Here is a 21,903-nt window from a genome sequence, read left to right as displayed (position 1 = left end):
ATACCTCTCAGAGAGAGATCTGAGAGGTATATCTGAACAAGCCAGCGAACTCAGGCCACCTGCGAATCGCCGCCCTGGGGCAGCACCACCGGCTGGAGCACTTCCTGCGCACCCACCGGATAGGGTACGTCGATGCCATCGATTTCCACCGCCACGTTCTCGGGCAGCATCACGATGATCTGGAAGGGACGCAACGCCGCGCCTTCGTGGGTATCGGTGAAGCGGATCTCGATCTGGCCATGTTCACGGGTGACGAAGTCCAGCACCGCATCCATGCCCACGCCACGCCCCGAGACTTCGGTCACTTCGCTGCGGGTGGAGAAGCCCGGTTGCAGGATCAGGCGGGCGATCTCGGCGTCGGTGAGGACCTGGTCGATGCTGATCAGGTTTTTCTCGATGCCGATCTGGCGTACCTTGTGCAGGGCCAGGCCACGACCATCGTCGGACAAGGCCATCTGGAACATGTCATCCATCACGCCCATTTCCAGCTTGATGGTGCCGGCCTCGGGCTTGCCCTTAGCCAGGCGTTCCTCGGTCGATTCCAGACCGTGGTCCATGGCGTTGCGGATCAGGTGCATGAAGACGTTTTGCAACATCGGCGAGGCAAAGCTGTGGACCACGTAGCCGTTGTCGTCAATCGACACGACCGGTGCCGCCTTGCCGAGGTCGGCCGCCAGTGCCGGCAGCGACTCGATCACCGGCGCCAACACGTCTTCGATGGTGGCCGTACCCAGCAGGCGCAAGGTGCGGCGCACGTCGTTGCGCACGGCCACCAGTTCATGCAGGTTGGCGGTGTTGACGTTTTCCAGGCGCAGCAGGCTATCCTGGATGTGCTTGCGATCAATGGTCAGCACGTGGCGTTCATAGCCCGCGGCCACCTGGTCTCCGCCGGCATTGTTGCCGCGGCCCAGGGTGACGTCATTGATACGGGCATAGCGATCGATGACCTCGCGCACCTGGGCCAGTTGCAGCAACAGCTCTTCCTGGTTCCAGACGGCGCCGCTGGAAGCATGGCGCAGGTCGTCGTAGTGCTGTTCGGTGTGGTGAACCACGTTGGCCAGGTGCAGCAGACCATAAGTGCGGCCATTGCCCTTGATGGTGTGCATGTTGCGGAACAACTTGGCGATGGCAAAGGCCGTGGCTTGCGGGTTCTGGTGCACGATCTGCTCGTTCTCATCCAGGAAGCGGCGGGCGCTGCCGATGAATTCGGCGAACTTGGCCGGCGCCACCGCCAGGATTTCACCGATCATTTCCAGTTCGCGCTTCTGTTCGTTGGCTTCAGCGGCCAACTGGCGCAGCTCGGTCACGTCGCGCACGCACAGCATCAGGCGGATCACCATGTCGGCCTCATCGGTGATGGGCGACCAGGACAGGTCGAGGATCTTGACACTGCCATCGGCCATGGTCTTTTCGATTTCGCCCACCATCAGGTGTTCGTTGAATTCGAAGTTCATCACGTCTTCGCCGATGCAGGCGCCGCCGATGGCTTCGATCTGCGACAGGATATCGGCCCCCAGGTTGGTATTGGCAAAGACCAGTTCCATCACGTCGCGCCCGGCAATGTCGGTGGTGTCGAACACGGTTTCCAGGAAGGCCGAGTATTCCGGGTGGACCTTGTTGCCCTCCACGATGGTGAGGATGCCCTGCGGGATGTTCTGCAACATGGCCTGCATGTCGGCCGTCTTCTGGCGCACCTGGGCCGAGGCTTGTTCGATCTTCTCGACCATGCCGTTGAAGGCGACGATGGAGTGCCCCACTTCATCCATGCGCTGCACCGGCAGGCGACGGGTAAAGTCCTGGCTGGTGGCGATCTCGCCCATCATGGCGGCCATATTGCTGATGGGGCCGGTGATCTGGCGATACAGCAGCAAGCCGATGCCCCCCAGCAGCAGCACGGCCACCACGGTCACGATGCTGATGGTGGTGGTAGTCTGCGCCAGCTTGCCGTTGAGCGAGGCAATGGCGTTGTCCTTGAAGCGATTCTTTTCGATGCGCAAGGTATTGACGATGCCTTCCAGCTCGGTCTGGTACTGCATCACGCCGCCGAAGAACTGCGCCTGGGCGATTTCATTCTTGCCGGCCAGCTTGAACTTGGCCGTGGTGTCGATGGCATTGAAATAGTTATCCAGGCTTTCCTTGGCCTGCTCGATCAAGCCGCGCTGGGCCACACCTTCGGCCTGCTGGGCCTGGGCAGCCAAGGCTTTTTCCAGCACGGCCTTCTTGTCGGCCAGTTTTTCGTTTTCCTGCGCCACCAGTTGGTTGTCACTCTCGGTGACCATGACCATGGCGGCCAACTGCACGTCCTTCAACTGCCCCATCAAGTCCGCAGAGGCCAGCACACTGGGCATGACGCCCTCGGTGACCGAGCGCACCTCCACGGCGCTGCTACGGGACTGGTACATCGCATAACCGCCAATGCCAGCAATGGCGACGAAAGTAAGTATCACCAGCAAGGTGATACGCATACGGATGGTCATGGGATTCCTCTTGAGGTAGATGAACCAGCTCAATGTTTCAGTTCCCCCCTCAAGAAACTGAACGAATGCACAGCCGGTCTGGATGCGGGGCGAATTGTTGCATTGAAGTATTACTGCTGCGTGACAATATTTCCGCATGGCACAAAGGCGTTTTGGGCTCGCATTTTGCACCTTCATATAAGCGTGTTGCGCCAGCATCTTCCTACACCAGCTTGGGGAGCTGTCCGATGGGCCAATCCAGGCGTGGGGACTATGTTAATAACTATCGAAAAGCCTCCGCCACAATGACCAATGAGGGTCGCCCCATGAGCAAGAATATCCCCCTGCCCGAAGACACCACGCAGTCCACCGAGACCGCCTTGGACAAGACCAAGCCGCAGTCCTTGCCGCACGAGGCGGAGCAAGAGCGGCCCGCTCAAGTGGACCACCAGCCGCCGGCCTCCGAAGAGCATCCAATCTCGGTCGGCAAGCCCTGAACGGAGGCCTGATGCCATCCCCTGTCTCCCAAGACAACCAGGACCACGCTTACTCCGGCTTGCTGCAGCCCGGCCGCAATTGCTGGCGACTAGAACATGCGCAACGCTTCAAGCTGCTCATCGACGCCGCCGAGTATTTCCGCGCGCTACGCCTGGCGCTCCTGAATGCGCGGCGCAGCGTCTACATCCTGGGCTGGGATATCGATAGTCGTACCGTGCTGGTGCCCGGCATCACCGACGATGGCCTGCCGCCGCAACTGGGTGACCTGTTGCACGCGTTGGTGGAGCGCCAGCCGGATCTGCACATCCGCGTGCTGAACTGGGACTACGCCATGCTCTATGCGCTGGAGCGCGAATGGATCCTGGCCAGAAAGCCCGGCCGCTCACGCAACAAGCGCCTGCACTTTCGCACCGATGCGCGCCATCCGGTGGGGGCGTCGCACCATCAGAAGATCGTGGTCATCGACGACAAGCTGGCCTTCGTCGGCGGCCTGGACCTCACGCGCTGCCGCTGGGACACTCCCGATCATGCTATCGACAATCCGCTGCGCTGCGACCCGGACGGCAAGCCCTATGCGCCCTTCCACGACGTGCAGGCCATGGTCGATGGCAAAGTGGCGTGCGCCCTGGGCGAGCTGGCGCGGCGGCGTTGGGCGCTGGCCGGCTATGCCGAACGGCGAGCGCAGCTATCGGCAGCACTGGTGCTGCCCGCCGAAGATCCCTGGCCGGCGGCGCTGGAACCGGACCTGCGCGATCTCTACATCGGCATCTCGCGCACCGAGCCGGCCTACGAAGGCCGCCCGGGTGTCTTCGAAGTGCGCGAGCTCTACCTGGATGCCATTGCCGCAGCGCGCGAGCAACTGTTCTTCGAGAACCAGTATTTCACCTCCAACGTACTGGCCGAAGCCATCGGCGCGCGCCTGCGCGAGCCGCAGGGCCCGCAAGTCGCCGTCATCTCGCCGCAGACCCAGAGCGGCTGGCTGGAACAAGCCACCATGGGGGCCTTGCGCGCGCGCATCCATCATCGTCTGAAAAGCGCATTGAAAAATCAGGGGCAGCCTGCCACCGCGCGCTACCAGATGTATTGCCCGCACCTGCCCGGTCTGGAGGATGGCTGCTGCCTGAACGTACACAGCAAGGTGTTCGCCATGGATGACAGGCTGTTCTCGGTGGGCTCGGCCAATATGAGCAATCGTTCCATGGGCTTCGATACCGAATGCAACCTGACGCTGGAAGTCCAGGGCGATGCGGCCAAACAGGCCGAGCTCCGCGCCGCCATCGCCCTCATGCGCAACCGCTTGCTGGCCGAACATCTCGGCGTCTCGCCAGCAGCAGTACAACAGGCGCTGCAGACCGAAGCCGGCCTGCACGGTGCCATCGCCCGCCTGCGCCAGCCGGGGCAGCGCGAGTTGCGGCCGCTGGACCCGCGCCTGATCCCGGAGCTCGATGCGCTCACCCAGGACAACGCGGTATTCGACCCGGAGCGCCCCATCAGCCCCGATGAAATCGTCGATGCCTATGTGCCGCGCAGTGCCCGCAAACCGGTGCCGCGCCGCATGATCGGTCTGGGTGTGCTGGCCGTGGCGCTGGTGGCCTTCGCGCTGGCTTGGCGCTTCACGCCGCTGCGAGAATGGATCAACCTGGCCTCGCTGATTGCGCTGGCGCGCAGCGTCGACCAGATGCCCTTCACCCCGGCCATCGTGATTGCCGCCTTCGTGGTGGCGGGCATGTTGATGGTGCCCATTACGGTCTTGATTGCGGTGGCCGGCGTGGTGTTCGGGCCCGTCAATGGCGGCCTGTATGCCAGCGCCGGCGTAGGCTTGAGCGCCCTGCTCGGCTTTGGCCTGGGGCACTGGCTGGGACATGATGCCCTGCGCGAGATGCTGGGGCCGCGCATCAACAATCTCAGCCGCCGCTTCGCCCAGCGCGGCATCGCCGCCATGGCCGTGGTGCGGCTGCTGCCCATTGCGCCCTTCACCGTGGTCAACGTGGTGGCCGGGGCCTCGCACCTGGGCTTGCGCGATTACCTGCTGGGTACCTTGATCGGCATGGCGCCGGGCATCGTGTTGACGGTCGTGTTCTCGCACAACCTGGCCGAGGCGATCCGCCACCCCAGCCTGCAGACCATGCTGGTACTGGCCGGCGTGACAGCGGCATTGATGTTGACCGCATTCGGGCTGCAAAAGCTGCTCAAGCCGCGCCAGCGCAACCAGGGACGTGCCCAGCGCCAGCCGGGTGTTCTCCAGGAAGCGGTCCATGACGAGCAGGTGGAGGCGCACCGGGCCTGATGAGTACCACCGCCAGCCATCCCACGCCCACGGGCAAGCTCTCACCGCGCCAGCCAGAGCACGGCGTGAGCGCGCATAGCGACACCGAACTGGTGCTCACGGCCGATGTACCCTTGCACAACCTGGATCCCTGGCCCCTGAAGGTAGCGACCTACAACATCCATGGCGCGCGCGGCACCGATGGCCTCTTCTCGCCTGGACGCATCGCCCGGGTCTTGCAGGAAATCGATGCCGACATCCTGGCCTTGCAGGAAGTGCCGCTGGGCGGCGCAAGCCAGGTGGACGTACTGGCGCTGCTGCGGGAAGCAACGGGACTGTTTGCGGTCGAAGGCCCGACCCTGCAAAGCCCCGAGCGGCGCTACGGCAATGCGGTATTGAGCCGCTACCCGGTGCTGGCGACGCAGAACATCGACCTCTCCTTCGGAAGCCGCGAACCGCGTGGTGCGCTGGATGCCGACATCGATTGCCGCGGCCACATGCTGCGCGTGATCGCCACTCATCTTGGACTCAAACCAGCCGAACGGCGCGCCCAGATCAAGCGGCTGCTGCAGGCCTTCGATACCGACCAGGCGCCGGTGATCCTGATGGGTGATGTCAATGAATGGTTCATGTGGGGCCGTGCATTGCGCTGGCTGGTGTCGCACTTCGAGGCAGCGCCGGCCCCGCGTACCTTCCCCTCGCGCTGGCCGCTGTTTGCGCTGGACCGCATCTGGATCAGTCCGCGCCAGCGCCTGCTGCAGGTCCACGTGCATCGCTCGCCGCTGGCACGCGTGGCTTCCGACCATTTGCCGCTAGTGGCGCATATCGATGGTTGAGGCAAAGCTGGCCCGACTCGGCAGCTTAAATATCAGAGATCAGAGGTCAAAGGACAGATATCAGCGTGCGCTACGTCCGCAGTTCCACAGCTTGATTGCCAACGCGCTCCAGATCAGCAGGAACAAGGCATTTCCAGGCAACCAGATCATCTGGGTCCAGACGTAATCCCATACCCATAACGAGACCACCTCGCGGCAATCGCAGAGGTGGTCGGCATAGAACCATGGCCCGCCGCGCGCGGCCACAAATGGCTGCCACAGCACCCCCAGCAGCAGCGGAATCCCGACCAGGCCCGCCATGCACCAGCGGCGCGTCCTGCGCTGATGTCCATGGCGCTCAATGCCCCGCAATGAATCCTGGTCGCGGCATGGCCGCAACGTGTCGATGTGCATATTGCCCCCTTGCACTGGCATGTCTTGCATGTGTGTGTATCCCCTGGCCACCGCAACGCCGTCATGAAGACGCCCAAGTGCGCAACGGCAGCCGTAATCCAGCCTGCCGCGAGGGAAAGCCGGTGATATCTGATCGGATCAACGTATGGTGAGGAAACGCCACTTTGCAAGCAGCGAACAGGAAGAAACAGGCCGCCCCCCTACTGAGCAGCTCGCATTTCCCGCGGGCAGCCCTCCGTGCCCACTACGGAGGGGAGAAGACGATTTGGCGTCACTTAAAGACGACTTCAGGTCACCGAAAAATGCCAATGATCCTGTTTTTTGACGCAAAAGTTCACTTGCCCAGAACCAATACGATACGTTTCGTCTCGGATTCTAGGTGCAAATTATCTACTGCTCAATAAAATTTACGCTTGTTGGCTCGAATGCTTACTCGTGCTCAGAAAGGGTGAGGGTAGCGCGACGCTCCCCAGGACCAGTTTCAGTTGGGACTGAACCTGGCGTTCATCGATATCCGCACTGCCGGTCAACAGGCGCTGCAGCAAGGGGGCGTACAGCAGATCGAAGACCAGGTTGAGGTCGGCATCGTCCCGGAACTCGCCGCGTTGGGCACCGCGGCGCAGCACATTGACCAGCGCCAGGCGGCGCGGCTCCAGGTAATGGTCATTGAAGATGCGCTTGCTCTCTTCATCGAACTGGGCCAGAGCGATCATCTCGCGCACCACCCGGCCGGACTTGCCACGCAACAGTTGGGACAGTTGCAGCATGTGCTGTTCGATGTCTTCGCGGGCAGCACCGCTGTCGCCCAGGGGCGGCATCGGCTCTACTGCACGCAACAAAGCTTCCATGGCCAGGGCGCTCTTGTTGGGCCACCAGCGATAGATGGTGGCCTTGCCCACCCCAGCGCGGGCAGCCACGCCTTCCAGGGACAGCTTGTCGAAACCGATCTCCTCGAGCATCACATACGTGGCATCGAGGATGGCGTCATGACTGACGGCATTCCTGCGGCGACCGGTGGCCGGATCGGAGATGAAGGTGAGAGAAATGATGTGCTCCAGATGGCAAAGGCATGTTTTCCGTCTTCATTAACGACATGCTTTTCGACAACTTGAGCATTTGACAGCAAAAAAATGAAGTTTTTTGTCAGCCCCCCCCTACCTGGAGACTTACTGGCGGCTCACCGGGTCCAGCCAGCGTCCGAAGCGGTCCAGGCGTGGTTTGAAATACTGGTCGGCATTGAGCGAAAAGGCGATGCGGCGGGTACGCCCCATCAGCTCGTTGCGGGCAAAAAAGCCGAAATAGCGCGAATCCATGCTGTTGTCGCGGTTATCTCCCAGCATCATGTAGTGATCGACCGGCACCACCACCGGGCCGAAGCTGCTGTGCAGGCTGGGATGCGCTGCCGACAGCCGCACCAGGTGGTTCATGCCATCGATGCTTTCATCGCGGTAGCGGGCCTGATCCATCCTATCGCCTTGCTCTGGCTGGGCCCGGGCCGGGCCATAGCTGGCGGCCTGACCGTTGATATAGAGCACGTTGTCACGCAGCTCCACCACGTCGCCGGGCAGGCCGACGATGCGTTTGAGCAGCAGTTCGCCGGCCTGGCGCGAATCGACCGTCACAATGTCGCCGCGCTGCGGCTCGCCCAGGCGCATCAGGCTGATGTGGGTCAGCGGCAGGCGCAGGTCATAGGCCAGCTTGTCGACCAGAATGCGATCGCCCACCATGACGGTGGGCAGCATGGAGCCGCTGGGCACCACGTTATAGTCGGCAATGGCACTGCGAAACACCACCATCAGGGCGATGAAGGCCAGCAGCCCCTTGTTCTGGGCGAGCAGTTGACGGATGGTGCTAGGCATGACGGACTCCTGATGCACGGGCATGGTGGAAGATTGCTTCATATCCTACCTCAACCGGACCGCATCAGTCCCAGCGCGCCGGCAGCGAGCGCAAGGGCGAGGCCGGTCGATCCCAGTACATCGGGCTGCCGGCCACCTGCAGCGGCGAACGCAGGCGCTGGGCCGGGCCCCAGGCGGTGTGCTCGATGCGGGAATCCAGGTCCTCCGCCGTCTCGGCGGCGAAGTTAGGCTGCGCCGGCGCTGCCGGATAATCGGCCAGCAGCCGTGCGGTACGTGCCAGCGACAGCCGGTACTGGCTGCCCTGCCCGCTCTGCTGGCGCAAGGCCAGCCCGCGCAGGACCGAGGCAGCCAGCAGGTAGCCGGTAGCGTGATCGAGCGCCTGCACCGGCAGGGGGACAGGTTGATCGCTACCCTTTTGCTTCATACCGAAATCGGCAATACCTGAACTCATCTGCACCAGACTATCGAACCCGCGACGCCCGGCCCAGGGGCCGCTCCAGCCATAGGCGTCCAGTGCCACATCCACCAGGGCCGGGTTGAGCGCACGTCGCCTCTGTGCACCCAGCCCCAGGTGTTCCAGCGCATCCGAACGATAGCCATGTACCATCACATCGGCCTGGGCCAGCAGCGTTTCGAGCGTGGCGCGATCCTCTGGACGATCCAATTCCAGCTGGGCGCAGCGCTTGCCCAAGGTCATTTCCGGGACCACGCCGGGTTCGTTCCAGGAGGCTGGGTCGATACGCAGCACATCGGCGCCAAAGCCGGCCAGAAAGCGCGTCGCCGTCGGTCCGGCCAGCACCCGGGTCAGGTCCAGCACCCGCACCCCGGCCAGCGGGCGAGCCGGATCGACAGGATGCCGGGGCTGCACCGAGCCCGCAAATACCTGGCGCGCCACCAGCGGCTCGGCGGCCACTGCGGCCCCCTGCGGATGGGCAGCCCAGTCCGCCTGGCTGCGCATTTGGGCTGCGCAGCCGCCATGGGCGACAATCGCCGTTTCCAGCTCGGTACCGGCCCAACGCACCACTTCGCCTGCCACATCGGCGCGGCTGGCCTGTTGCGGGTCCAGTCCCAGTACCTCCAGGGCCGCTACGCGGTGGTGTGCGGCATTAGTATGCAGCCGGATCCAGCCATCGGCGGTCCGGTAATCGCCGGCCACCGCATCCCACAACGAAGGCGCTTGCCAGCCTTGCGGCCGTAGCGAGGCCGAGAACCACCGCGAGGCCAGCCGGCGCTCGCAAACCACCTGCGGCAAAGGCGCGCCGCCGGCCTGCACCAGTTCGGCCAGGGCCAGCCCGGCGGCCGCCACCGAGGCCTGCGCCAGGTCGCTGGTGGCAAACACCGAAGGCAAGGCGCCCTGGCCGCTCAACTGCACGGCTGACAGCGTGGCAGCCGGGCCATTGAGGGCTTGCCAGATCTCGGTCAGCATGGCGTGAGCGGTAGTGGTATGGGTCATGAGGTGCTCCGTGGCAAATCTTGGCAAATTGATTGAATACCGAATCAGGAGCTTACCCGATTCGCTTTCCTGACAGAATTGTCATGTTGATGTCAGCATGAGGTCGAGGGCCGGCCATTACATTAGGGCCTAAGCCGGGGTCGGCCGCCAGCGCTGAGGGGCGTGGCAAGCCGACCTGTTCTCGATCCGCAAGCCATCTTCGTGAGTCCTATGGTCGTCCCGTTTCGCCGCGTCGCAGCCAGCGTCAGTTCCCGTCATTTCACTCATCCCCCCCACAAATCCCCCTTCCGCGCCAAGAAGGGAATGACGGTGCTGGCGCTGGCCGCGCTGCTGGGCGGTTGCGCCGTCGGCCCCGATTACGTGCGACCGGCCATGGACCTGCCGCAGGCCTACAAGGAACAAGGCCCCTGGAAAGTGGCCGCGCCGCGCCCGGTCGATGACCGCCAGCATTGGTGGGAAGCCTATGGCGACCCTATCCTGAATGACTTGATCGCCCAGGCCAACGCCGCCAACCAGACCATCCAGCAAGCCGCCGCCCAATACCGCCAGGCCCAGGCCACTGCCGCAGTGGCGCGTGCCAGCCTGTGGCCGACCGTGGGTGCGCAGACCGGTGCCACCCGCGCCCAGACCAATACCAACGGCGTGCAACGCCTGGGCGACAACTACACCGTGGGCCTGAACGCCTCCTGGGAAGCCGATATCTGGGGCCGCATCCGGCGTGGCGCCGAGGCCGGTGACGCCAACGCCCAAGCCAGTGCCGACAGCCTGGCCGCAGCGCGCCTGACAATCCAGGCCACGCTGGCTCAGGATTACCTGCAACTGCGCGTGACCGACCTGCAAAAGGATTTGTATCGCCGCACGGTAGCGGCCTATACCCGTTCGCTCGAATTGACCACGCACCAGTACCAGGCCGGCACCGCCCTACGCTCGGATGTGGCGCAGGCCGAGACGCAGTTGCGTTCGGCCCAGGCGCAATGGATCGACCTGGACGCCACCCGCAACCAGCTCGAACACGCCATCGCCATGCTCATCGGCAAGGCCCCGGCAGCCTTCTCGCTGGCCCCGCTGCCCCCGGCCGATGCCAACGACAGCGCCATCGATGCCAATGCCCAGCGCCTGCAGGCCAGCCTGCCGCAGATTCCGGCCGGCCTGCCCTCGGACCTGCTGGAGCGCCGCCCCGACATCGCCAATGCTGAACGCCTGGCCGCCGCTGCCAACGCCAACATCGGCGTGGCCCGTTCGGCTTACTTCCCCACACTCACGCTCTCGGCCAGCGGCGGCTACAACAGCCTGGCCTTCGGGCAATTGTTCGACACCCCAAGCCGGGTCTGGTCGCTGGGCGCAGCGCTGGCCGAGACCATCTTCGATGGCGGCGCCCGCAGCGCCCGCAACGATGCTGCCGTGGCCACCTATGACGCGGCCGTGGCGCAATACAAGCAGACCGTGCTGGCCGGCTTGCAGGATGTGGAAGACAACCTCTCCACCCTGCGCGTGCTGGACCAGGAAAGCGCGGTCCAGGCGCAAGCCGTCAAGTCGGCGCAACTGGCCGAGCGGCTGGCGATGAGCCAGTACCAGGCCGGCACCGTGACCTATCTATCGGTGGTGACCACCCAGGCCACCTCGCTGACCAACCAGCGCAGCGCGGTGACGCTGCTGGGCCGCCAGTTGGTGGCCAGCGTGGCGCTGATCAAGGCCACCGGCGGCGGCTGGCAGGTCGGGCAGCCCGACCCGGCCACGCCAGCCGCGCCGATGGCGGCGCGCTGAGTTCCTTCCTTATTCCGATACAACCGCGACCCTTTCAGGACGAGTTTCAGGCATGAACACCTCACCCACGCCTCGCACCCCTAGTACCCCTAGCACCTCGAGTATGTCGTTCAAGCGCACCACCCTGGCCGTGGGCATCAGCACGGCCCTGCTGCTGGCCGGCGGCATCGCCGCCTGGAGCACCATGCAACACGCCAGCGCGGCCGACCAGCCCACTACCAAGACCGCACCACCGGTGGCGGTGACGCTGGCACGGGTGCAGGAACGCGACGTGCCGCTCTACCTGGCCGGCGTCGGTACCGTGACGGCCAATGCCAGCGTGGTGGTCAAGACCCGCATCGATGGCCAGCTGGACAAGGTCGGATTCAAGGAAGGCGAAGACGTCAAGAAGGGCCAACTGCTGGCCCAGATCGACCCGCGCGCCCTGCAGGCGCAACTGGCGCAAGCAGAGGCACAACGCGCCAAGGACGCCGCCAATCTGATGAATGCCCGGCTGGACCTGCAACGCTACACCACCCTGCGCAGCCAGGATGCCGCCACCCAACAGCAGCTCGATACGCAAAAAGCCCTGGTGGCGCAGTTGGAGGCGGCCGTCAAGACCGATGAAGCGCAGATCGCCTATGCCAAGGTGCAACTGAGCTACACCACCATCACCGCCCCCATCTCGGGCCGCGTCGGCGCGCGCCTGGTCGATCCGGGCAACATCGTCCATGCCGCCGATGCCACCGGCCTGGTGGTCATCAACCAGATCGATCCGATCACACTCATGTTCACCCTGCCCGAAGAAGCGGTGAGTGGCATCAACCGCGCCCAGCGCAACAGCCAGCAGCCGCTCAAGGTGATCGCCTATGCCCGCGATTCGCAGGAAGTGCTGGCCACCGGCAAGCTGGTCTTGCTGGACAACCAGATCAATACCAGCAATGGCACCGTGCAACTGAAGGCCCGCTTCGACAATGCCGAGCACAAGCTGTGGCCGGGCCAGTACGTCAATGCGCGCCTGCAGATGACCGATCATGGCAGCGCCCTGACGGTGCCGGCTGCGGCCATCCAGCGCAACCAGCAAGGTACCTACGTCTATGCCATCAACCAGGACGACCAGGCCAATATGCAAGCGGTCAAGGTCGATCGCATCCAGGATGGCATCGCCGTGCTGGCCGCGGGCAGTGGCGTGACGGTTGACCAGCGCGTGGTCATCGATGGTCAGTACAAGCTCAAGCCGGGTAGCCGCATCGTCGAGAGCAAGCCGCAGCCGGCCAAGGCGGCTGGTGCTGGCGCGGGATCTGTTGGCACCGAAGCGAAAGGAAGCACCAAGTGAGCGTTTCCGCCGCCTTCATCAAGCGCCCCATCGGCACCACCCTGCTGGCGCTGGCCATCCTGCTGGTGGGCATCGCGGTCTGGCCGCTGCTGCCGGTGGCGCCGCTGCCGCAGGTCGATTTCCCCACCATCCAGGTCACCGCGCAATTGCCCGGGGGCAGTCCCGAGACCATGGCCTCCAACGTGGCGCAGCCGCTGGAGCGGCAGTTCTCGCTCATTGCCGGCCTGTCGCAGATGACCTCGCAGAGTACCCTGGGCACCACCCAGATTACCCTGCAGTTCGACCTCAACCGCAGCATCGACGCCGCCGCCCTGGATGTGCAAGCGGCCATCAATGCCTCCACCGGACAGTTGCCCGCCAACCTGCCCAGCCCACCGACCTTCCGCAAGATCAACCCAGCCGACTCGCCCATCATGATCATGTCGGTGCAGTCCGATGCGCTGCCACTGACGGTGGTCAACGACTACGCCGACAACATCCTGGCCCAGCAGATCTCGCAGATCTCCGGCGTGGGCCTGGTCAATGTCAACGGCCAGCAAAAGCCGGCGGTGCGCATCCAGGTCGATCCGGCCAAGCTGGCCACGCTGGGCATCAGCCTGGAAGATATCCGAGGGGTGATCGCCACCACCACCGTGAACCAGCCCAAGGGCACCGTCGATGGTGCGCGCCAGGCCTTTACCGTCTATACCAACGACCAGTTGCTCAAGGCCGAGCAATGGAATGACATGGTCCTGGCCTGGCGCAATGGCGCGCCGATCCGGGTCAAGGACATCGGCGTGGCCGTCGATGGCCCGGAAAACAACAAGATCGCCGCCTGGGCCTTCTCCGGTGCGGCCAATACCGCTGACCACACCATCACCAATGGCCGCTCCATCGTGCTGGCCATCACCAAGCAACCCGGTGCCAACGTGATCGAGACGGTCGGTCGCATCAAGGCGGCCATGCCGCGCCTGCGCGCCGCCATTCCAGCCGCCATCCACGTCAATACCCTGATCGACCGCACCCAGACCATCCGCGCCTCGGTGGAAGATGTGGAATTCACGCTGGTGCTGACCATCGCGCTGGTGGTGATGGTGATCTTCGTGTTCCTGCGCAACGTGGCCGCCACGCTGATCCCCTCGGTGACGGTGCCGCTGGCCATCATGGGCACGGCCGGCGTGATGTACGTGGTCGGCTACAGCCTGGACAACCTGTCGCTCATGGCATTGACCATCGCCGTGGGCTTCGTGGTGGATGACGCCATCGTGATGCTGGAAAACATCTACCGCTACGTCGAAGAAGGCATGACACCGCTGGAGGCGGCCTTGAAAGGCGCGGGCGAGATCGGCTTCACCATCATCTCGATCTCGGTGTCGCTGGTGGCGGTGTTCATTCCGCTGCTGTTGATGGGCGGCATCGTGGGCCGCCTGTTCCGCGAGTTCGCGGTGACGGTGACGCTGACCATTGGCGTGTCGGTCATCATCTCGCTGACCTTGACCCCCATGCTGTGCTCTCGCTTCCTGAAGAATGAACATGGCCGCCAGCACGGCAAGCTGTACCAGTGGTTCGAGCGCTGCTTCGATGCCATGCTCAATGGCTACAAGCGTGGGCTGGACGTGGTGATGCGGCACCAGTTCATCACCTTGATGAGCTTCATCGCCACGGTGGCGCTGACGGTAGCGCTGTTCATCTTCATTCCCAAGGGTTTCTTCCCGCAGCAGGACAATGGCGTCATCGTCGGCTTTGCCGAATCCTCGCAGGACACCTCTTCGGCGGCCATGCATGAGCGCTTGCTGAAGGTGGCCGACGTGGTACGCCAGGACCCGGACGTGATCGGCTTTGCCATGAGTGCCGGTTCCACTACCTTCAACACCGGCCAGTTCTTCATCGCCCTCAAACCCAAGGATGAAGGCCGCACCACCAATGCCGACGAAATCATTGCCCGCCTGCGCCCCAAGGTGGCCCGCATCGAAGGCGTGAACCTGTTCATGCAGGCCAGCCAGGACATCAACGTCGGTGGTCGCCTCTCGCGCACCCAGTACCAGTACACCATCACCGACACCGACCTGGATGAACTGAACGTGTGGGCGCCGCGCATGTTGGAACGCTTCCGCCGGTTGCCGCAATTGACCGACGTCGCCTCGGACCAGCAGAACCAGGCGGCCGCCGCGGTGATCACCATCGACCGGGCACGCGCCTCCAGCTTCGGTATCTCGCCGTCGCTCATCGACGCCACCATCTACGACGCCATCGGCCAGCGCCAGGTTGCACAATACTTCACCCAGATCAACAGCTATCACGTGATCCTGGAAGTCACGCCGCAACTGCAGAAGGATCCTTCACTATTCGATAAACTCTACCTGACCTCGCCCCTGACCGGGCAGCAGGTGCCGCTATCGACCTTCGTGAAGATCGATACCAGCAAGACCTCCTATCTGTCGATCAGCCACCAGAGCCAGTTCCCGGCGGTGACCATTTCCTTCAACCTGGCCAAGGGGGTGTCGCTGGGCGAGGCAGTGGACGTGATCCAGAAGACCAAGGATGAGATGGGTGTACCCCAGACCCTGGTGGGCAACTTCCAGGGCACGGCCAAGGCCTTCGGCGATTCGCTCTCCTCGCAGCCCTACCTGATCGCGGCGGCCTTGATTGCGGTCTACATCGTGCTGGGCCTGCTCTACGAGAGCTACATCCACCCGCTGACCATTCTCTCCACCCTGCCCTCGGCCGGCGTGGGGGCGCTGCTGATCCTGATGATAGGCGGCTATGACCTGTCGGTGATTGCCTTGATCGGCATCATCCTCTTGATCGGCATCGTCAAGAAGAACGGCATCATGATGATCGACTTCGCCCTCACCGCCGAGCGCACCCAGGGCATGAAGCCGGAACAGGCGATCTATCAGGCCTGCCTGCTGCGCTTCCGCCCCATCATGATGACCACCATGTGCGCCCTGCTCTCGGGTCTGCCGCTGATGCTGGGCCATGGCGCGGGCTCCGAGCTGCGCCGCCCGCTGGGCTATGCGATGGTGGGCGGGTTGGTGCTGTCGCAGGCCTTGACGCTGTTTACCACGCCGGTGGTCTACCTCTACCTGGACCGTGCCCACTACTGGTATGAGCGCAAGAAGAAGGCGCGCCAGGAACGCAAGGCGGCGCGCCTGGCGCAAGGACATTGAACATTGACGCGTGGCACATGACCAATGAAAAGCCGGGAGGTAGAATCCGGCATGAGCTGCCGCCAGGAAACCCCATCCTGGCGCAGCCAATGGAGACCGCATGAAGATCCTGATCGTCGAAGATGAACAAAAGATGTCCGAGTACCTCTGCAAGGGGCTGACCGAGCAAGGTTGTGCGGTCGATGTGGCTTATAACGGGGTGGATGGGCAACACCTGGCGATCCAGCACGACTATGACGTCATCGTGCTGGACGTGATGCTGCCGGGCATCGATGGCTTTGCCGTACTGCGCTCGCTGCGCACGGTCAAGCAGACCCCGGTGATCATGCTGACCGCGCGCGACAGCGTGGAAGACCGCATCAAGGGCTTGCACGATGGCGCCGACGACTACCTCATCAAACCCTTTTCCTTCCTCGAACTGCTGGCGCGCCTGCAGGCGCTGACCCGCCGCGGCCGCGTGCAGGAAGCGCCGCAGTTGCGCATCGGCGACCTGCAGATCGACCTGATCTCGCGCAAGGCCTTCCGTGGCGGCTTGCGCATCGACCTGACCGCCAAGGAATTTGCGCTGCTGGCCGTGATGGCACGACGCCAGGGTGAAATCCTCTCCAAGACCGCCATTGCCGAACTGGTCTGGGATATGAACTTCGACAGCAATACCAACGTGGTGGAAGTGGCCATCAAGCGCCTGCGTGCCAAGATCGACGCGCCGTTCGAGCAAAAGCTGCTGCACACCGTGCGCGGCATGGGCTATGTGCTGGAGCCGCGCGCCACGGCCGATGCCAGCGATGACTGAGGCCCAGTCCGCCGCCACCTCCCCGAGCGGCAAAAGGCGCCGCCTGCCGCTGCGCCAATCGATCACGGCGCGCCTGGTGCTCATGTCGGCCGCCTCGGCCCTGCTGATCTTTGCCGTGGCTGGAGTGGCGCTCTACACGGTCTTGAAGGGGGAGTTGCTGCGCCACGAGCGCGATGGCCTCATCACCACCCTCAACGACATCAGCTACCAGATCGAGCGCGCCGGCAATACCGAGCGCTGGAGCCGGGTACAGATGAAGCTGGCCGCGCTCTCGCAGGGCGACCAGCACGTTTTCTTCTGGATTGCCAGCGACAATGCGCAATTCACCTTCGGCGACCTGACGCGCCTGAACCCGGCGGCCATCTCGCATGATGACGGCAAATCGGTGGGCCGCCTGCATCTACCAGGGCGCCGTTATCCGCTGCACATCATGACGCGCACCCTGCCAGCGCTGGACGAACGGCCCGAGGTACGTGTCACGGTGGGGGTCGATGGCGCGCCGTATTTCGAGATGCGCCGCACCTTCCTGCTGGCCACCACCATTTCTTCCCTGCTGGGCATCGTGTTGGCCGTCATCTCCAGCTACTGGATTGCCCGCGCCGGGCTGGCGCCGCTGCGTCGCATGTCGGCTCGTGCCCAGAGTTTTTCGCCGCGCAAGCTGTCGGCACGAATGCCGGTAGAAGCGCTGCCGGAAGAACTGTCGGTGCTGGCCGACGCCTTCAATGGCGCGCTGGAACGCATCGAACAAGCCTATACCCAGCTCGAAGCCTTCAATGCCGACGTCGCCCATGAATTGCGCACGCCGCTGGCCAACCTGATTGGCCAGACCCAGGTGGCGCTGGCGCGCGAACGCAGTGCCGGCGAATTCAAGGATGTGCTGCAATCGAACCTGGAAGAGCTGGACCGCATCCGCTCCATCGTCAATGACATGCTGTTCCTGGCCCGCTCCGACCAGGGCGAAGCCGCCACCGCCCGGGTGCCGGCGCGAGTGGCCGATGAAGTGCACAAGACCGCGGATTTCTTTGAATTCGTGCTCGACGATGCTGGCATGGGCATCACCGTCACCGGCGACACCACCACCACGGCCACCATGGAAACGGCGCTCTTCAAACGCGCCCTCACCAACCTGATCCAGAACGCCATCCAGCATTCCCCGCAGGGAGCGCAGTTGCGCATCGATATAGCGTCGGGCCAGGACATGGTCAGCGTGGCCGTGACCAACCCTGGTCCGGCCATCGATGAACAGCACCTGCCGCGACTGTTTGATCGCTTCTACCGGGTCGACAGCGCGCGCCAGGACATCAACGGCAGCCATGGCCACGGCCTGGGCCTGGCCATCGTCAAGGCCGTGGCGCGAATGCATGGCGGACGCGCCTTCGCCAGCAGCAGCGACGGGCACAACACCATCGGCTTTACCATTGCCCGGCAATAGTCACAGCAGGCCCTAGTAACCGCGCCGCAGATCGACATTGGCCACAATCTCCCCGCTGCGGCGGTAATGCCGGATGTTGGCGGCCACAATGGCCGAGGCCGTCGTCGTATCGGTCGGCGCCGAGCAATGCGGCAAGACTGTCACCGCCGGATGCGACCAGGGCCAGGCATCGGGCGGCAAGGGTTCGATGGCGAACACATCCAGCACCGCATGACGCAGTTGCCCGGCATCGAGCGCCTGATGCAAAGCTGCATCATCAATGATGGGACCACGTGCAAAATTGATGAGCTGGGCCTGCGGCGGCAACAATGCCAGACGCGCAGCATCCAGCAGGCCACGCGTGTGCGCAGTCAACGGCAACAGGCAGACCAGGATATCGCTCTGGGTCAGCATCTGCGCCAAGCCAGCCATGCCGCTGAAGGTCTGCACGCCCGCAACTTGGCGCGCACTGCGGCTCCAGCCCAGCACCGGGAAGCGCGCCTGGCGCAGGGCCACAGCAGCCGCCTCGCCCAGCGCGCCCAGGCCCAGCAGGCCGACGCGGCGCTGCTCGGGCAGCACATAGTCCAGCGGCTGCCATTGATGGGCGCGTTGCTGGCGTGCGTAGTACGGCATATCGCGATGCAGGTAGAGCGTCCAGGCCAGTACCGCCTCGGCCATGGTGGCAGCCAGCCGTGGATCGATCAGGCGCGTGATCTGCAGATCGGTCTGCCCGAGGTCAGCCACCAACCGCTCCACCCCGGCCCAGACGCTATGCACCCACTGCAACTGCGGCAACAGTTTCAATTGCGCCGGATCGGGATTGGCGACGATGGCCAGACGGCATTGCGAGCGCTGCTGCTGGTCCAGGTCGGCAAAGGCGACCAGCTCTTCTTCCGGCAGGGCCAGGCGCAAGGCCTGCAGCCAGGCGGCGACCGAGGCGGCATCACCCTGGCTGACGAAGGGGATGGGAAGGCGTGGGCTCATGTGGCGTACACCGTATCGAGATTCTTGAACCCCTTGATCTCGATGGGATTGCCCGAGGGATCGAGGAAGAACATGGTGGCCTGCTCGCCCGGCTCACCGGCAAAGCGGATCTGCGGTGCCAGCACGAATTGGACGGCAGCGCTGGCGGTGAGCCGATCGGCCAGTTGCTGCCAGTGCTGCATCGGCAGGATCACACCCAGGTGCGGCATGGGCACCAGATGATGGCCGACCTGGCCGGTGTTGCTCACCGTAAAGGGTTGCCCCAGATGCAGCGAGAGTTGATGGCCGAAGAAGTCGATATCGACCCAGGTATCGGTGCTGCGGCCTTCCCGGCAACCCAATAGGTCGCAATAGAAGCGGCGCGCCTGGTCCAGATCGCGCACGTGGTAGGCCAGATGGAAGATGGATTGCATGAAACCCCCGAAAGCGCCAAAGGCAGGTTGAGCGAAAGCTCACTAGGATAACCCAGCCTCGCCCCCCGGCACGGATTGACATGCGTCAAGCAGGCGGCTCATTGCGCTAGACGACCTCCCTCCCCGGGCCTACTCTGACCATATGGCGTCCAGCCCCGGATGCCTTCCCCCATGAATATCCCGAGGAGCCACCATGAGCTACAAGTCCATCCTGGTCCACGTCGACCAGTCGCGTCACGCCGCCCAACGCATCCGCATTGCTGCCGAGCTGGCCCGGGCCCAGCAGGCGCACCTGATCGGCAGCGCCGTCAGTGGCATCTCCAACTTCATTACCATGGAAGGCGCGGCCTACATCGCAGCGCAGATGGATGGTTTCCGTGACCGCGCCCTGGCCGCCCTGGAAAACTTCGACAAGATCGCCAACAGCGTGGGCGTGCCCTCCTGCGAAAAACGCTTCGTCGATGACGATGCCGAAGGCGGACTGGCCCTGCAAGCGCGTTATGCCGACCTGGTGGTGGTCAGCCAGGCCGACCTGGACGATGCCGACGACAGCTTCCTGACCGACCTGCCCGAATACGTGATGCTCAACTCCCCGCGTCCGGTGTTGATCATCCCCAGCGCCGGTGAATTCAAGCACGTGGGCAAGAATGCCCTGATCGCCTGGGATGGCAGCATGGAATCGACCCGCGCCATCACCGCCGCCCTGCCGCTGCTGCGCCAGGCTGACAACGTGACGGTGGTGATCTTCAATTCCGATAAGCGCCTGGGCACCCATGGCGAACAGCCGGGCGCCGACATCGCGCTCTACCTGGCGCGCCATGGTGTGAAGGTGGAAGTGGCCCAGGAACAGACCCCGCTGGACATCGGCAACGCCCTGCTCTCGCTGGCCGCCGACAAGGGTTCGGACCTGCTGGTCATGGGCGGCTACGGTCACACCCGCTTCCGTGAAGTGCTGCTGGGCGGGGTGACGCTGACCATCCTCAAGACCATGACGCTACCGGTGCTGATGGCGCACTGAACAGGCCCTAGCGCAGTCCGGTCACCGGCCTCTCACGGGCCGGTGTCTTTTTTTCGGCCAAGCGCGCACGCTGTTGCACGCGCGCACGGCGCTTGCGCACCCAGAGGATCACACCGGTGACCGACAGCATCGCCACCAGTACACCCATCAGCGAGATCAGTACGCGCCCGGTCAACCCGAGGATGCGACCGGAATGCAGCGGGAATTGCGCCTGCAGGAAGATATCGCCGGCACTGCCGCGACCGGGAATCTTGCCGCCTTCATAGGCGCCACTCATGGCATCAAAATAGAGCCAGGCATTGCCCAGGCCGACATCGCCATGGTCATTGCCCGGTTGGAAAAAGCCCACACCATACACGCCGAACATGCCCGAATAGAACACCCCGCCCACCGGCTCGGTGAGCCCCAGCTTGTGCCCCTGTTCACGGCCCAGTACCACCGCCTGTTCGCGCGAGATGCGTGGCTGCGGCACTTTTTCTGGCGCCAGGGGCGTGCGTGTATCGAAAGGACTGGCGGTCAGTGTCGAGAACGTCTGCAGGATGGGACGCATCACTTGGCCCTCCAGGTTCATCGATACCGAGCTCACCGCCAGCACCAGCAGCAGAACCCAGATCCAGACCCCGCCTGAGCGGTGCAGGTCGAACTGCAACTTGTGGCCGCCGTCGCGCCAGCGGAACACGAAGGACTTGCGCCAGCTACGCCAGTTGGGGAAGGACAGGTAGAGCGCAATAAAGCAATCCAGCGACCACACGATGCCAATGATGCCCATAAGCCAGATGCCGGTTTCAATACCACCGGCCTCGGGCAGGTGCATCGTGTAATGCAGCTTGTAGAGAAAAGGCAGCAGGTTCTCGCGCGAGAGTGAAATAGCTCCCCACATGCGTCGCCCCTGAATCTCGGCGGTGACCGGATCGACTGCGATCTGGTTGTAGTCCAGGTGATAGAGCTTGCCGGTGGCAGGGTCGATACGTGGCTCGACCATCATGTTGCTGGTGTGACCGGGCTCGGTCTCCGTGAGCACATAGGTCACCCGCAGGGCCGGCTCGGCAGCTTCCACCCGCCGCGCCAGCTCCAGGCCGGGCAGCGGTTGGCCGGCAACCGGCCCTTGGGCGCTATGAGCGTCGAACAGTTGCGGATTGAGCCAGGCATCCAGTTCGTGATCCCAGGAGATCAGCGCGCCGGTCACACCGGCAATGAACAGGAATACGGCCACGGCCAGGCCGAACCAGCGATGGAGAAGAACCAGAAGGGCGCGCATAGGCTGGTTTTACCCGGTTAGTTGGAACAACGGTGCA

Annotated in this window: 17 protein-coding genes; 9 read left to right on the top strand and 8 right to left on the bottom strand. The window is 63.8% G+C overall.

Annotated elements, in window-relative coordinates:
* Nucleotides 1–50: 50 nt before the first annotated feature.
* A complete protein-coding gene (locus tag RC54_RS11480; protein WP_061789161.1) occupies nucleotides 51–2,477 on the bottom strand; it encodes an ATP-binding protein in 2,427 nt (808 codons plus the stop codon).
* 305 nt (nucleotides 2,478–2,782) lie between these two features.
* Between RC54_RS11480 and RC54_RS25160 the strand changes: the two genes are divergently transcribed.
* Genes RC54_RS25160 through RC54_RS11470 form a run of 3 tightly spaced genes read left to right on the top strand, consistent with a single transcriptional unit; the run spans nucleotide 2,783 to nucleotide 6,056 of the window.
* Nucleotides 2,783–2,953, top strand: coding sequence for a hypothetical protein (locus tag RC54_RS25160; protein ID WP_164471203.1), 171 nt, complete (start codon nucleotides 2,783–2,785; stop codon nucleotides 2,951–2,953).
* 11 nt (nucleotides 2,954–2,964) lie between these two features.
* On the top strand, nucleotides 2,965–5,241 hold the full coding sequence (locus tag RC54_RS11475; protein WP_061789162.1) for a VTT domain-containing protein: 2,277 nt from the start codon (nucleotides 2,965–2,967) through the stop codon (nucleotides 5,239–5,241).
* The gene (locus RC54_RS11470) at nucleotides 5,241–6,056 is read left to right on the top strand and encodes an endonuclease/exonuclease/phosphatase family protein (RefSeq protein ID WP_058895376.1); all 816 of its coding nucleotides are present in this window, start codon (nucleotides 5,241–5,243) and stop codon (nucleotides 6,054–6,056) included. The genes RC54_RS11475 and RC54_RS11470 overlap by 1 nt, the downstream gene beginning before the upstream one ends.
* A gap of 60 nt (nucleotides 6,057–6,116) precedes the next feature.
* Here RC54_RS11470 and RC54_RS11465 read toward each other — a convergent pair whose 3' ends face one another.
* From RC54_RS11465 to RC54_RS11450, 4 genes are all read right to left on the bottom strand, one after another.
* Nucleotides 6,117–6,449 (bottom strand): hypothetical protein, encoded by a 333-nt coding sequence (locus RC54_RS11465; RefSeq protein ID WP_231739070.1) that lies wholly within the window; start codon nucleotides 6,447–6,449, stop codon nucleotides 6,117–6,119.
* Nucleotides 6,450–6,856: 407 nt separating this feature from the next.
* The gene (locus RC54_RS11460; protein WP_257721689.1) at nucleotides 6,857–7,429 is read right to left on the bottom strand and encodes a TetR/AcrR family transcriptional regulator; all 573 of its coding nucleotides are present in this window, start codon (nucleotides 7,427–7,429) and stop codon (nucleotides 6,857–6,859) included.
* A gap of 186 nt (nucleotides 7,430–7,615) precedes the next feature.
* Nucleotides 7,616–8,308: a signal peptidase I gene (gene lepB, locus RC54_RS11455; RefSeq protein WP_164471202.1), complete on the bottom strand. Its 693-nt coding sequence runs from the start codon at nucleotides 8,306–8,308 to the stop codon at nucleotides 7,616–7,618.
* Between the two features lie 64 nt (nucleotides 8,309–8,372).
* Entirely contained in the window at nucleotides 8,373–9,761 is a 1,389-nt protein-coding gene (locus tag RC54_RS11450) for a CoA transferase (protein WP_061789164.1), read from the bottom strand.
* A 210-nt stretch (nucleotides 9,762–9,971) separates the two neighbouring features.
* On the opposite strand from RC54_RS11450, the gene RC54_RS11445 reads away from it, so the two are divergent.
* The 5 genes from RC54_RS11445 (at nucleotide 9,972) to RC54_RS11425 (ending at nucleotide 18,214) form a co-directional block, all read left to right on the top strand.
* A complete protein-coding gene (locus RC54_RS11445) occupies nucleotides 9,972–11,525 on the top strand; it encodes an efflux transporter outer membrane subunit (RefSeq protein ID WP_123020435.1) in 1,554 nt (517 codons plus the stop codon).
* A gap of 52 nt (nucleotides 11,526–11,577) precedes the next feature.
* Nucleotides 11,578–12,840, top strand: a complete 1,263-nt coding sequence (locus RC54_RS11440) for an efflux RND transporter periplasmic adaptor subunit (RefSeq protein ID WP_373281437.1) — start codon at nucleotides 11,578–11,580, stop codon at nucleotides 12,838–12,840.
* Nucleotides 12,837–15,989, top strand: a complete 3,153-nt coding sequence (locus RC54_RS11435) for an efflux RND transporter permease subunit (RefSeq protein WP_061789166.1) — start codon at nucleotides 12,837–12,839, stop codon at nucleotides 15,987–15,989. The genes RC54_RS11440 and RC54_RS11435 overlap by 4 nt, the downstream gene beginning before the upstream one ends.
* A gap of 100 nt (nucleotides 15,990–16,089) precedes the next feature.
* Nucleotides 16,090–16,782, top strand: a complete 693-nt coding sequence (locus RC54_RS11430) for a heavy metal response regulator transcription factor (RefSeq protein ID WP_017451171.1) — start codon at nucleotides 16,090–16,092, stop codon at nucleotides 16,780–16,782.
* Nucleotides 16,775–18,214, top strand: coding sequence for a heavy metal sensor histidine kinase (locus RC54_RS11425; RefSeq protein WP_058895368.1), 1,440 nt, complete (start codon nucleotides 16,775–16,777; stop codon nucleotides 18,212–18,214). The genes RC54_RS11430 and RC54_RS11425 overlap by 8 nt, the downstream gene beginning before the upstream one ends.
* A 12-nt stretch (nucleotides 18,215–18,226) precedes the next feature.
* Here RC54_RS11425 and RC54_RS11420 read toward each other — a convergent pair whose 3' ends face one another.
* Together RC54_RS11420 and RC54_RS11415 are read right to left on the bottom strand one after the other, a co-directional pair.
* The gene (locus RC54_RS11420) at nucleotides 18,227–19,177 is read right to left on the bottom strand and encodes a 2-hydroxyacid dehydrogenase (RefSeq protein ID WP_061789167.1); all 951 of its coding nucleotides are present in this window, start codon (nucleotides 19,175–19,177) and stop codon (nucleotides 18,227–18,229) included.
* Complete coding sequence (locus RC54_RS11415; protein WP_058895366.1) at nucleotides 19,174–19,590, bottom strand: VOC family protein; 417 nt, start codon at nucleotides 19,588–19,590, stop codon at nucleotides 19,174–19,176. Before RC54_RS11415 ends, RC54_RS11420 begins: the two co-directional genes overlap by 4 nt.
* Nucleotides 19,591–19,783: 193 nt before the next feature.
* Here RC54_RS11415 and RC54_RS11410 point away from each other — a divergent pair, with 193 nt between their 5' ends.
* Nucleotides 19,784–20,608, top strand: coding sequence for a universal stress protein (locus tag RC54_RS11410; RefSeq protein ID WP_061789168.1), 825 nt, complete (start codon nucleotides 19,784–19,786; stop codon nucleotides 20,606–20,608).
* 7 nt (nucleotides 20,609–20,615) lie between these two features.
* Here the strand turns inward: RC54_RS11410 and RC54_RS11405 are convergent, their stop codons facing one another.
* A complete protein-coding gene (locus RC54_RS11405; protein WP_061789169.1) occupies nucleotides 20,616–21,866 on the bottom strand; it encodes a PepSY-associated TM helix domain-containing protein in 1,251 nt (416 codons plus the stop codon).
* Nucleotides 21,867–21,903: the final 37 nt, after the last annotated feature.

Origin of the sequence: Herbaspirillum rubrisubalbicans (assembly GCF_003719195.1) — a bacterium.
In the GTDB taxonomy this organism is placed as follows: domain Bacteria; phylum Pseudomonadota; class Gammaproteobacteria; order Burkholderiales; family Burkholderiaceae_D; genus Herbaspirillum; species Herbaspirillum rubrisubalbicans.
Note: the sequence above shows the minus strand (reverse complement) of the source record. Positions and strands in the feature narration are given on the sequence as shown.